Raw genomic sequence first — 11,489 nt, 5'->3', positions numbered from 1 at the left:
TCCGTCACCCGGTGTCGGCGCATATCCCTTCGCATCGAATGGGACTGGGAAAAGCCTATGCGCTCTTTATCGATTTCAGCCGTCCTTTGCGCATCCATACGGACGCATCGGCCGGCCATTTACCCGTCATGCGCCTTCGATATAGGCGCTTCGGGCTAAGGTCAAAGAATATCGTGCAGCCGACGTGTCATAACATCAAGAACAGCGCGATTGGCGTGGCGCCATCGCCGGCGGGGCCGGCGATGGCTGATTTTCAGGGCTTCATGCCGCCTGCGAGAGCCGCAGCGCGCCCGGCCTCAACACGGTTTCGATATGCGGAACCATGGTGTTGCGGGCGAAGCTGTAGATCTCCGAGCAACCGGTGATCTCGAAGCCGAGCTTCTGCTGCAGCTTGAGCGATGCCGGATTGTCGGCGAAGGCGCCGGAATGGACGGCGACTTCGGGCATGCGGCGGGCAAAGCGTTCGAGCGCGGCCTTGACCGCCTCGGTCATGATGCCTTGCCGCCAGTAGTAGCGGTTCAGCCAGTAACCGAGGTGCCAGCGGCCGTGGCGGAGCTCGATGCCGACGCAGCCGACATGGGCATCATCCCGCTCGGTGATGGCAAGTTCCCAATCCATGCCCAGACCGGAGGTGTGCTCGACCAGCCAGTCCAGCGCATCCTGCCGATCGTATGGCGCGGGCACGCGGGCCAGCATGCGGGTGACGGCAAAATCGGAGAGCGATTCCGCAATCGCGTCCGCATCGCCGAGCCTGTGCGGGCGCAGGGTCAGCCGACCGGTCTGGATGACAGGCGTCGGGCCGGGCATCAGGATCCTGGCGTTGCGGCTGGTGAGGGCGAGTGCGTTCATCTCAAGCCTCCCCAGCTGCGCAACGATATCCAGGTCTTGCGGTCGAGCCTGTACCACTCGACCGGCACGGTGCCGCCGAGCGCCAGGGACGCGGCAAGACCGGAACCCTGGAACTGGAAGCCGCACTTCTGGACGACCCGTCTCGAAGCGACGTTCATGACCCGGCACCGGGCGTCGATCTGGGCGACGTTTTCGCGCGTGCGGAAGACCATGTCGATCAGGGCGTGTGCGGCTTCCGTCGTGTAGCCCTGGTTCCAGTGGGGTTCGCCCAGCCAGTAGCCGATCTCGACGGTGCGGGGGTCGGCCGTCGGCTCGACACCGCAGCATCCGAGAAAGGCGCCATTTTCAGCTTTCGTAATCGCATAGACGCACTTGCCAATCTCGCCAAGTTTCGTGCGTCGCACGAAATCGGCGGCATCATTGGTCGTATACGGGTGCGGCATACGCGATACCATAGTAGCGACATTGGCGTTGTTGGCGAGATGGGCAAGGGCGTCGATGTCTTCTTCGTGGGGCGCGCGCAGAACGAGCCTTTCCGACAGTAAGACGGGGCAATCGGTCCTTAACCTATCCGGCCTCAGCCGTTCTTCGGGAGACCGTGATTGGTCTTCCCTTAACAATTCGCCTTGCATGGTTCAGTCCTCCTTGGTTGAGGGTAAAGAAAAAGGGGAGATGGCGTCCCATCTCCCCTTTTTTCTGGTCTGAACCTGATGCGGTCAGCCGGGTCGATGAGACGCCGGCTGTTTTAGAGCGCTACCGGCTTATTCCGCTGCTTCCGCTTTTGGCATTACAGATACGTATACGCGGCCGTTGGCCTTCGTACGGTAATTCACGTTGCCTGCCGTAAGCGCAAAAATCGTGTGATCCTTGCCGAGACCGACATTGGTGCCCGGATGCCACTGCGTACCGCGCTGACGCACGATAATGTTGCCTGCGATGACGGTTTCGCCGCCGAACTTCTTCACGCCAAGGCGCTTGGATTCGGAATCGCGACCGTTGCGCGAGGAACCGCCAGCTTTTTTGTGTGCCATTGGAGTTCTCCTTTAAACCCTGATCCCGTTACTTACTTGGCAGCCACGATGTCCGTGATGCGGACAACAGTGTGGTGCTGGCGATGGCCGCGCGAACGCTTCGAGTTCTGACGACGGCGCTTCTTGAAGGCGATGACCTTCTTGCCGCGGTTGTGCTCGACCACTTCGGCCTTGACGGAAGCGCCCTGAACGAAGGGAGCACCAATCGCAGCGTCGGCGCCTTCGCCGATAACGAGGACTTCGGTGAATTCTACGGTGCCGCCGGCGGTGACTTCGAGCTTCTCGATGGTCAGCACGTCGTTGGCTGCCACGCGATACTGCTTACCGCCGGTCTTGATGACTGCGAACATTTTTTATCCTTTCATGTTCGTTCCGGCTCTCTCGCCTCAAGGACGAGCGGCCGTCTTTTTATCAGTCGAAACTTAGCAGGGATTCCAAAGGCCTCAGGCCCTCAAAAAATTCTGCCGGTGAAGCCCCGCCAAAAGGCCGGGCTGGCCAGGCGCGGACTTATCCACACCTATTGCGCCGCACGGGATATATAAGCGTCCCTGATCTGTCAAGGCAAAAGGATGAAAAGCTTTCATATTCGCCCTTGCCATCCTTCCCGTCTGTCGCTATGAGACAGCCCGCGCCGAACAAGCGCCGACCAGCATAACCGGAGAGGTGGCAGAGTGGTCGAATGCACCGCACTCGAAATGCGGCATACCTGCAAGGGTATCGTGGGTTCAAATCCCACCCTCTCCGCCATTTGCTTTCTGTGACAGGCCAGTATCGCCGTATATTCCCTGATTTATCGACAACCGCGCCCCTCAAATTCCGTTTGTTTCCCGGCCATGCGTGGACGACCATGATGATACTGGGGGTCTTTTGTCCTAATCAGGTTGGGGTTGCGTGATTCTCGTTCCATTGACGACAGGATAGGTTTATCTACATCCCTGCGTAGGAGGAATGTCCATGCAACTGAAATCTCTGCTTGTGGCTGCTGTTCTTGGTCTCGCCGGCTTGTCTCTATCGAGCTGCGTCGAGGGTGGCGGGTCTTACGGATACGAGGGATATAGCAGTGGTTATTATAGCGGCGGCGGTGTAATCATCGGCAGCCGTGACCACTATCGGCCCGGATATCGCTATAATTCCTATCGCTACCGCGGCGATCGCCGCCATTATAATCGTCCGGGCAGGCCTCAATATTCCGGGCATCGTCCCGGATACCGTCATGATGGTCGATCGGGTGGTGGTCATCATCGCAGGATACCGCGCCAAGGCGGCAACAATTGATCGTTTGATGCCGATCGTCAAAGGTGCCTGATCGGCGGCCGTGGCCTCGACATGTCAAACCGAGCCATGATTTCGCAGGCCTTTGTCGCGCCGAAATAGGGCATGTGTCCCATGTTTATCGGCTGCCGACGCCTCCACGCCAGGTTCCCGCGCCTATCCGGCGCGGTTCGAACCAAGGAGGCTTTCGAGGAAAACATCGTTGCCGTCTTGGCGCCGGTCACATTCGTCATGGCCGCGTTCGCAGCCTTGCGGTCTGAGTCGGAAACCGAACGGTCCACGGTCGAGACCGGCGGTCTGGCCCAGCTGGCATCCGGCATGCAACGCAACACCGTGACCAGCACAAGCAGGGGTGAAAGCGACCGGGGTTCGATGAAAGGCGGGAAGTCAACTTACAGCGCCCGATGGTTTTAACGAAAGGGCGGCTCGGGCCGCCCCGATTCCGCGTATATTCCACGATGGGCCGGCGGCGCCGTCAGTTCTCCGGGAAGCGATAGACCACGTCCGCAAACGACCCCGTTGGGAAGACGTAGAAGAATTTCAGGATAGCGCCTGATTCGTTGCGAATGCCGTGTTCGGCATTGCCGGGGATGAAGACCGTCGTGCCGGCCCTGACCGTCGTCTCCTCGCCGTCGATCCGCACGATACCGGATCCCTCGACGATGAAATAGATTTCCGACGGATCATGCCGATGCGGCTTGAGCTCGTCGCCGGGCCCAAGTTCGGCGATACCGGCGCTCATGCTGTCGGTGGGGGTGATGTCGCTGCTGAGCAGCGTATGCCAGGATATGCGGCCATGGACCGGATCGTTCCATCCGTCGCGGGGGCGTTCTTCTGCAGTGGTGATGACAGCTTGCGATCGCTTGGTCATTTCGCCTCGAAACAGTGTGTCAGCAACGGTCCGGAACGGTGTCACAACGGCAGGGAATGTCAATCGGGCTGGTCTTGGACGCGGCGCCCGCCGGCATGCCGGGACTTGTTCCGATGAAAGGCAACGTCGAAGGGAGATGGCTGCGCGCGGGAACGGGACGGCCCTCCCGTTCCCGCGTTTCGATCCGGTCTTGTTGCCAGATGCGGGGCTCAGGTCCGCCGAAGAAAGTCGGAGATCAGCTCCGAGATCGCATCCGGCGCATCTTCAAAGCAATAGTGTCCGACGCCCGCGAGCCGCTCGATGTGGCCGGACGGGAAGATGGCGGAGAAGAGCGGCAGGAAATGCCCGGCATGAAGCGTCCTGTCCGCCTCGCCCCATATTGCCAGAGCCGGCTTGTCGCGGATGGTGCGGTCGGCCGCCGGGGTGGGCGTTTCGAAGCGGTGGGCGTCGTTCGCGAAGCCCCTGGCCCAGCCGAGCGCGCCGAGACAATCGGCCTGCGTTGCGAAGGGAGCGCCGTAGGCATCGATCCAGGTGTCGGTGATGATGGCGTTGTTCTCGAAGCCGTTGAGCTTGAGCGTGCTGAGAATGTTGAAGCCGAGATTGCCGAGCACGGGCTCAAGTGTGCCGTCTGCCGCGGCCCTGGCGATCCATTGGAACCACGGCGATACGGCTGCGTTCGCCACCAGCCGGTCGAAGAGGTCTGGCTGGCCGAAGGGTGTCGGCCCGTTGGCCGAGACGATACGGCGGATGCGATCGGGGTGGCGGGCGGCAAAGCCCATGCCGACGGGGCCGCCGAAATCATGCATGACAAGGGTGATGCCGGTAAGGTCGAGCGCGAGCACGAAGGCTTCGAGATTTGCGACATGGTCCTGCAGCCAATAGCTGCGGCCGGCCGGCGTTTCGCTCTTGCCGAAGCCCATATGGTCGGGAACGACGACGCGGTATGTTCGGCTCAATGTCGAAATGAGATGGCGAAACAAATAGCCCCAGGTCGGCTCGCCGTGCAGGCAGAGGACGACCTCGCCATCACGCGGTCCTTCATCGACGTAGTGCATCCGGAAACCAGGCGCCTCGGTGAAGCGCGGCGCGAAGGGAAAGGTGCCGGCGAATGTCGCATCCGAAGGAATCATAGGTTGCTCTCCATATGTGGTTTTAATTTGAAACCATGATTTCTGTAGTCCTTGTAGTTTTAATTTGCAACCGCTATGTTGAGCCGGCTCGGCGGGCACTTGTTCACGGTGGGATGAGGCGCCGGCAAAGATCGGAAGGAAGCGAGGGCGGGTCGGATGGCCAAGAGAGTAAGCCACAAGGATTCCCTGTGCGGGGTTGCACGGCCGCTGGATGCGATCGGCGACTGGTGGTCGCTGCTGATCGTCCGCGATGCCTTCGATGGCCTGCGCCGTTTCGGAGAATTTCAGAAGAGTCTCGGCCTTGCCAAGAACATCCTCTCGGCCCGGCTGCGCAATCTCGTCGCTCACGGCATCCTCGATACCGTGCCGGCATCGGACGGCAGCCCCTATCAGGAATATGTGCTGACCCAGAAGGGGCTCGGCCTGTTTCCGCTGCTGGTCGCACTTCGCCAATGGGGTGAGGATTTCTTCTTCCAGCCGGATGAGCCGCATGTGATGCTGGTCGACCGGAAGACCAATCAACCGGTGCGGCGGCTGGAGCTGCGTGCCCAGGATGGGCGCATGCTGATGGCGGAGGACACGGTGGTCGTGGCGCCGCCGGAAAGCGGGAGCAGATAAGTTAGCCGGCAAAGTCCCGGCGGGCGTCGTTCGCTGCTTATTCGGCGACCAGACCGCTTCGGCGCAGGAGCGAAAGAAAGAGAAGCGGGATCAGCGTCGTCAGGATGATGGTCACGAAGGCCATCGCCATGCCGAGGCCGATGGAGCCCTGCTCGAATTGCCGCCAGATGAAGGTGGCGATGGTCTGCATGCCGACAGGTGCCAGCACGATCGAGGCGACGAGTTCGCGGGAGGCAAGCGCGAAGACGAGCAGCATGGCCGATGCCAGGCTCGGCAGCACCAGCGGCAGCAGGATGCGGCGGAAGACCGTCAGCGTACCGGCGCCGGAAACGCGGGCGGCGGCCTCGAGGTTGTCGCCGATCTGCTGGAAGGCGGCGGACGAATAGCGCGCCGTCTGCGGCAGCAGGATGCAGCAATAGGCGAGCAGCAGGATGAGGGCGGTATTGTAGGGCGTGAACGGCAGGCCGGGCATGTTCCAGACGAGAATCAGGCCGACGGCGACGACGATGCCGGGCAGGGCATTGGGCAGCACGGTCATGATGTCGATCAGCATGCGGCCGCGCATTTTCGTCTTCACGACGGTATAGGCGGCCATGACGCCGATCAGGCCGGTGATGACGGCGGTGCCGATGCCGAGCGCCAGGCTATTGCCAAGGGCGGCGAGGGCGCCGGCGCTGTTGCCGAAGACGGCTGCGAAATTGTCGAGGCCGAGATTGTCGACGACGAGGCCGCGCGAGATCGTTTTCGAGAGGGCGGTTGCGAGGATCGCAAGCATGGGCACGCCGGTCGCAAGGAAGGAGACGATGCCGAAGGCCAGCAGGACCGGTGCCGTCATTGCTCCGAGCGGGCGCTTGTCCTTGTTCTGCGGCTTGCCGCTCACCGTCTGGTAGGAGCGTCGCGACAGGATCCGGCGCTGGATGAGGAAGGCGATCAGCGAGATGACGACGAGGGTCAGCGACAGGACGGCCGCGCCCGGCAGATCGATCGGCCAATCGCCGATGCGGGTGTCGATACCGGTCACGAGAACCTGGAAACCGGCGCGGCGGCCGAGTGCGGCGGGTGTGCCGTATTCCTCGATCGCGGCGGCGAACACCAGCAGCAGGCTGGCGGCAAGGCCGGGGGCGGATAGCGGCAGCGTGATGCGCCAGAAGGCGCGTGCCGGCGAGGCGCCGAAGACGCGGCCGACATCGGCATAGCGGGCACCCACGGCCTCGACTGTGCGCGAGACGGCGAAATAGACGACCGGAAAGGTGTTGAAGGTCATGACCACGGTCATGCCTGCGAGCGAGAAGAGGGTTGGGGCCAAATTGAAACCGGCGATCTGCTGGAGATAGCCGCGTGGCTGCAGCGTCATGATCCAGCCGAGCGTCGCGATATAGGGCGGGATCATGAACGGCGTCAGCAGAAGCACGTCCCACATCGGCGCGAAGGGAATGCGATAAAGCGCGCGCAGCACGCCCAGGGGGACTGCGATCAGTGCCGAGGCGAGAACGACGGCGCAGCCGAGAATGATCGTATTCGCCGTCATGCCGATCAGCGCTTCGTCGGCCAGCGTTTTGCCGATGGCCGAGAAGGGCGCCGCAAACGAGCCTTGCCCCAAAGAGGGAAAGACCGCCTGCAGCACGACGGCGGCGAAGGGAAAGGCGACGATAATGACCAGCCCCAGGGCTGCGAGCCAAGCTGCCGGCACCGGAGCGCCTGTTCCCTTTGCATTCATTCTCGTGAAGCCTTACTTGCCGCCGAACAGATCGCCGATCTGCTTCAGGATTTCCTTGCGCTTGCCGTAGACGGCGTTGACGTCGTAATCGAGCAGCTTCAGATCGCTCATCAGCGGACGCGAGGCCGGGATATCGGAGCGGGCCGGCATCAGATACGTGTCGGCGACGAGCTTCTGCCCTTCATCGGAGAGCATGTAGTCGACGAACTTCTTGGCTTCGTCCTGATGCTTGGACCAGTTCAGGATCATGACCGGGCGCGGCGCGATGACGGTGCCTGACTGCGGGAAGATGACGTCGATGCTTTCGCCCTTGGCCTTGGCGGCCAAGGTGATGTAGTCGACCGCGCCGAAGACGGCGGCCTTGGCGCCCTGCAGCACCGGGTTCAGCGCTTCGGCATTGGCGCCGGCGATGATGGCGCCGTTGTCCTTGAGATCCTTGAAGAGCTTGTCGTTGTCCTTGGCGCCGAGCGCGGCGGTCAGCTCGAAGGAGGAGCCGGACTGGGCGGGATCGGGAATATTGACGAGATCCTTGAACTCGGGCTTGGCGAGATCGGCCCATTCCTTCGGCTCAGGCGTGCCGCTCTTGGTGTTCCAGGCGATGCCGAGAGCCGAAATGCCCTGAGCGACCGCGGTGTCCGACTTCAGGAATGCCGGAACCTTTTCAGCGTTCGGGCTGGTATAGGAAACCAGCCAGCCGCGCTTGGCGAAATCGGTGGCCGTATCCCAGGATGCCGAGATCAGCACGTCGACGGCCGGATTGGCGGCTTCGGCCTCGATGCGGGCCATGACCTTGCCGGTCGTTGCCTGGAAGACATTGACCTTGATGCCGGTCTGAGCGGTGAAGCCGGCGGAAAGCTTGTCGATGAGGTTCTGCGGGCCGGCGGTGTAGACGGTGATATCGGCATGGGCGACGCCGCCCAGAAGGGCGGTCGATAGTGCAACAATTGCTATTGTTTTCAAAGATTTAAACATGATTTCCTCTCTATGGCTTCGTGATGGTCCTGCTAGAACCACAGGATGCTGTTGGCATCGACCGAAAGACCGATCAGTTCTCCGGGGCGAATTTTGACCGGGCTCAGAACCTGAAGCTCGACGCCGGTCGTGCCGTGCGGCACGGCGGTGACGAGATGGCCGTCTCCCCGAAAATGCGAACGCAGGGCTGTCGCCGGCAGATTCGGCCATGCGGTCTCGCCAAGCGAAATGGCGCGCGTGGGGATGAGAATTCTGGCTTTCTGCTGGCCGGGCCGCGCCGCGTCCGACAGCACATGCGGACTTCCCGTCAGCCGCCAGCCATTGTCGCGCCATTCCAGGTCGGCCGTGCTGCCGAGCCGCAGGAACTCGGCGACCTCGGGCGAGGCCGGGCTTTCGATCAGGATATCCGGCGAGGCGAGCTGGGCAATTTCGCCTGACCGCATGATGGCGACTTCGTCGGCCAGCGTCAGGGCTTCGCTGTGATCGTGCGTGACGTAGATCGCCGTCAGGCCGAGCGTGGCGATGAGCGCGGCAAGCTCGCCGACCATGTTTTCGCGCAATTCGCGATCGAGGTTGGAGAGCGGCTCGTCGAACAGGATCAGCTGCGGCTCGGCGACGATAGCGCGGGCAATCGCGACACGCTGCTGCTGGCCGCCGGAAAGATCGCTCGGGCGTCGCTGCGCAAGGGCGGCAAGGCCGACGCGTTCAAGCGCCCGCATGGTGCGCTTTTCCCGTTCCGCCTTCGGGACGCCGCGCATTTCGAGCGGAAAGGAGACGTTGCCGCCGACCGTCAGGTGCGGCCAGAGGGCATAATCCTGAAAGACCATGCCGAGATTGCGCTTCTCCGGCGGCACAAAAGTCCCCGTCGCCGCATCGGCAACCACTTGACCGGAAATGCTGATCCTGCCCTTGGTCGGAGCGAGAAGGCCGGCGACCAGACGCAGAAGGGTCGTCTTGCCGCAGCCGGACGGGCCGAGCAGCGCGAGCGTCTGTCCCCTGGCAAGCGACAGATCGATACCGCCCAGAACGATCGTCTTGTCGTAATGAAGTTCCAATCCCGTTGCCGAAACGGCAGCCTGGATTCGGTTTGCGTCACTTGTCATCTAAAAATTCAGCGTTTCGAAAAACTACAAGCCTGAGTAGAGGCGCCGCATGACAACTGCGTGACAATGGTGTGACGAATTTACTGCGTGCCGCGATGGAGGCGGATGGCACGACAATCCTCTCACAAAGGAGGACAGATACATCCGCGGCCTGCGCAAGTTGATCGCAGACCATAGCGGTTGTCGATGACCGCTATTTTACTAATAATAAGCTTTTGATCGATTAGATCGGCAATACAGCCATTCCCATTTAGTATGACTAAAGGGGTTTACTCTTCCCTTCAATGGGTTATTGAGCGACCCGACTCGGTTGTTCAATTCCAGTTCGCTTCGATCTGCAATCGAATTGCTCGGGTGGAAATCCGGCGGCAGGTTATCTTGCCCGTCGATTCTTGAACTCCTTTGCGGCTTCGAGACGGAGGTAGAATTCGTTGCGATGAGTGTGCTTCGGAACTCCGGTCTCAAGGGCAGGGGGCCGATCGAATGGCACAACATCAGGGAATCGATCTTTGAGCCGAGAAAGCACCGTAATGCCTGAACGTATCGCGCGGGAATGGAACAGTCTCGTCGAGCAGACGTCGACGGAAACGCACCAGATCGTCTATTCGATCGTCCATGACTATGAAGACGAGTTGAAGCAGCGTTATAGAGCCTATCTGGAAGGAGATCCGGACCTGGCATCCCTGATCGGGGAGAGCACCAACCTGACCGCATTCACCGACCGGTTCCTGGAATGGATGAAGAAGCTCGTCGATCCGAATGCCACTTCGGGCGAGATATTTTTCTCCGAGCAGGATAGCCTGGGCGACACGATGGCGCGCATCGGTTTTCCGCCGCACGCCGTCTCGCGGTCGATCCGCAAGATCAAGCTCTGGTTTTTGCGGCATCTGGCCGAGGCCGATGTCTCCCGTCAGCAGCTTGTCGATGCGATGACCTTCGTCATCGGGCTGTTCGATATTGCCCTGGAAGTCCGCGAAGCCAGCTATCAGAAGGGCGTCGCTTCCAATGCGCGGGTGAACGAAGCCTATCGCCTGCACCTGCTGGGTCAGAACCTCGGGATGGAACGGGAACGGCAAAGGGCCGCGCTGATGGAATGGGGCCACGGCATCCTGGCCGCCTTTTATCAGAACGCCGCTTCCAGCGAGCTCCCTCGGCTCTGGAAAAGCGAGTTCGGCCTGTGGTTGAACCACAAGGCGCATATTCTGTTCGAGCGCCAGCCGAAACTCGAACTCATCAAGCAGCTCGTCAACCGCATCGACAATGAGCTCGTTCCGGCGCTGGAGCGCGTCAGCTTTGGCGACAGGTCGCAGATCAGCGATGCCGCGGGGCGGATCGAAGAGGAGCTGTCTGCGATAAAGTTCCTGCTGAACAGTATCTTCGAGGCGCATATCGAGGTTGAAAGCGGCCGCGATCCCCTGACGCAGCTGCTGACGCGCCGGTTCATGCCGTCCGTGATGATGCGCGAGATACAGCTGCAGAAGGTGTCCGCCGCCGCCGGTTTCTGCGTCTTGCTGCTGGATATCGATCACTTCAAGACCATCAACGACACGCATGGCCACAAGGTCGGCGACCTGGCGCTCAGGTCCGTCGCTGCCGCGATCACCGAAACCGTTCGCCAGACCGATTTCGTCTTCCGCTATGGCGGCGAGGAGATGCTGATCGTGCTTGTCGAGTGCGACGAGGCGATGGGCCTCCAGGTTGCCGAGAAGATCCGCTCGGAAATAGCGAAACTGTCGATCCCGCTTGCCGATGGCGGCAAATTTGCCGTCACCGCCAGCATCGGCGTTGCCGCCTTCAAGGGCGAGCTCGACTACGAGCGCATCCTCGCGCGTGCCGACAAGGCCGTGTACGAGGCAAAGGAAGGCGGCCGGAACAGGGTGACGCTGGCGCCGGAATCCTGACGAAGATGAGGGGGCACCGCCGGGC

The 11,489-nt window shown here is 61.3% G+C and carries 11 protein-coding genes and 1 tRNA gene; 3 read left to right on the top strand and 9 right to left on the bottom strand.

Features of this window, described 5'->3' with window-relative positions; genetic code table 11:
• Positions 1-261: 261 nt before the first annotated feature.
• From GR212_RS14770 to rplU, 4 genes are all read right to left on the bottom strand, one after another.
• Complete coding sequence (locus tag GR212_RS14770) at positions 262-849, bottom strand: GNAT family N-acetyltransferase (RefSeq protein ID WP_163987313.1); 588 nt, start codon at positions 847-849, stop codon at positions 262-264.
• Entirely contained in the window at positions 846-1,481 is a 636-nt protein-coding gene (locus GR212_RS14765) for a GNAT family N-acetyltransferase (RefSeq protein ID WP_163987312.1), read from the bottom strand. Before GR212_RS14765 ends, GR212_RS14770 begins: the two co-directional genes overlap by 4 nt.
• A 129-nt stretch (positions 1,482-1,610) precedes the next feature.
• Positions 1,611-1,880, bottom strand: a complete 270-nt coding sequence (gene rpmA / locus GR212_RS14760) for a 50S ribosomal protein L27 (RefSeq protein WP_163987311.1) — start codon at positions 1,878-1,880, stop codon at positions 1,611-1,613.
• Positions 1,881-1,912: 32 nt separating this feature from the next.
• On the bottom strand, positions 1,913-2,230 hold the full coding sequence (gene rplU, locus GR212_RS14755; protein WP_047634068.1) for a 50S ribosomal protein L21: 318 nt from the start codon (positions 2,228-2,230) through the stop codon (positions 1,913-1,915).
• A gap of 307 nt (positions 2,231-2,537) precedes the next feature.
• Here rplU and GR212_RS14750 point away from each other — a divergent pair.
• Positions 2,538-2,627: transfer RNA gene (locus tag GR212_RS14750), tRNA-Ser, on the top strand.
• A gap of 1,000 nt (positions 2,628-3,627) precedes the next feature.
• Here GR212_RS14750 and GR212_RS14745 read toward each other — a convergent pair.
• Both GR212_RS14745 and GR212_RS14740 read right to left on the bottom strand, forming a co-directional pair.
• Complete coding sequence (locus GR212_RS14745) at positions 3,628-4,023, bottom strand: cupin domain-containing protein (protein ID WP_163987310.1); 396 nt, start codon at positions 4,021-4,023, stop codon at positions 3,628-3,630.
• A gap of 209 nt (positions 4,024-4,232) precedes the next feature.
• Entirely contained in the window at positions 4,233-5,153 is a 921-nt protein-coding gene (locus GR212_RS14740; RefSeq protein WP_163987309.1) for an alpha/beta fold hydrolase, read from the bottom strand.
• Positions 5,154-5,309: 156 nt separating this feature from the next.
• Between GR212_RS14740 and GR212_RS14735 the strand changes: the two genes are divergently transcribed.
• Positions 5,310-5,771, top strand: coding sequence for a winged helix-turn-helix transcriptional regulator (locus GR212_RS14735; protein ID WP_163987308.1), 462 nt, complete (start codon positions 5,310-5,312; stop codon positions 5,769-5,771).
• Positions 5,772-5,808: 37 nt separating this feature from the next.
• Here the strand turns inward: GR212_RS14735 and GR212_RS14730 are convergent, their stop codons facing one another.
• The 3 genes from GR212_RS14730 to GR212_RS14720 are packed head-to-tail and all read right to left on the bottom strand — an operon-like array spanning position 5,809 to position 9,563.
• Positions 5,809-7,488, bottom strand: a complete 1,680-nt coding sequence (locus GR212_RS14730; RefSeq protein ID WP_163987307.1) for an ABC transporter permease — start codon at positions 7,486-7,488, stop codon at positions 5,809-5,811.
• A 12-nt stretch (positions 7,489-7,500) separates the two neighbouring features.
• Positions 7,501-8,460, bottom strand: a complete 960-nt coding sequence (locus GR212_RS14725) for an ABC transporter substrate-binding protein (RefSeq protein ID WP_163987306.1) — start codon at positions 8,458-8,460, stop codon at positions 7,501-7,503.
• Between the two features lie 32 nt (positions 8,461-8,492).
• Positions 8,493-9,563, bottom strand: coding sequence for an ABC transporter ATP-binding protein (locus GR212_RS14720; RefSeq protein ID WP_163987305.1), 1,071 nt, complete (start codon positions 9,561-9,563; stop codon positions 8,493-8,495).
• A gap of 530 nt (positions 9,564-10,093) precedes the next feature.
• Between GR212_RS14720 and GR212_RS14715 the strand changes: the two genes are divergently transcribed.
• Positions 10,094-11,464, top strand: a complete 1,371-nt coding sequence (locus tag GR212_RS14715; protein ID WP_163987304.1) for a GGDEF domain-containing protein — start codon at positions 10,094-10,096, stop codon at positions 11,462-11,464.
• Positions 11,465-11,489 lie beyond the last annotated feature (25 nt).

This window comes from Martinezella lusitana (assembly GCF_010668395.1).
GTDB classification, from domain to species: domain Bacteria; phylum Pseudomonadota; class Alphaproteobacteria; order Rhizobiales; family Rhizobiaceae; genus Rhizobium; species Rhizobium lusitanum_A.
The sequence above is the reverse complement of the archived record's forward strand: the minus strand, read 5'-3'. Positions and strand labels throughout refer to the sequence as shown.

Bases quoted from the DNA above. Each gene is read 5' to 3' on its own strand.
- rplU (WP_047634068.1), bottom strand. From the start codon at position 2,230: ATGTTCGCAGTCATCAAGACCGGCGGTAAGCAGTATCGCGTGGCAGCC.
- GR212_RS14715 (WP_163987304.1), top strand. From the start codon at position 10,094: ATGCCTGAACGTATCGCGCGGGAATGGAACAGTCTCGTCGAGCAGACG.
- GR212_RS14740 (WP_163987309.1), bottom strand. From the start codon at position 5,153: ATGATTCCTTCGGATGCGACATTCGCCGGCACCTTTCCCTTCGCGCCG.
- GR212_RS14730 (WP_163987307.1), bottom strand. From the start codon at position 7,488: ATGAATGCAAAGGGAACAGGCGCTCCGGTGCCGGCAGCTTGGCTCGCA.
- GR212_RS14720 (WP_163987305.1), bottom strand. From the start codon at position 9,563: ATGACAAGTGACGCAAACCGAATCCAGGCTGCCGTTTCGGCAACGGGA.
- GR212_RS14725 (WP_163987306.1), bottom strand. From the start codon at position 8,460: ATGTTTAAATCTTTGAAAACAATAGCAATTGTTGCACTATCGACCGCC.
- rpmA (WP_163987311.1), bottom strand. From the start codon at position 1,880: ATGGCACACAAAAAAGCTGGCGGTTCCTCGCGCAACGGTCGCGATTCC.
- GR212_RS14770 (WP_163987313.1), bottom strand. From the start codon at position 849: ATGAACGCACTCGCCCTCACCAGCCGCAACGCCAGGATCCTGATGCCC.
- GR212_RS14765 (WP_163987312.1), bottom strand. From the start codon at position 1,481: ATGCAAGGCGAATTGTTAAGGGAAGACCAATCACGGTCTCCCGAAGAA.
- GR212_RS14745 (WP_163987310.1), bottom strand. From the start codon at position 4,023: ATGACCAAGCGATCGCAAGCTGTCATCACCACTGCAGAAGAACGCCCC.
- GR212_RS14735 (WP_163987308.1), top strand. From the start codon at position 5,310: ATGGCCAAGAGAGTAAGCCACAAGGATTCCCTGTGCGGGGTTGCACGG.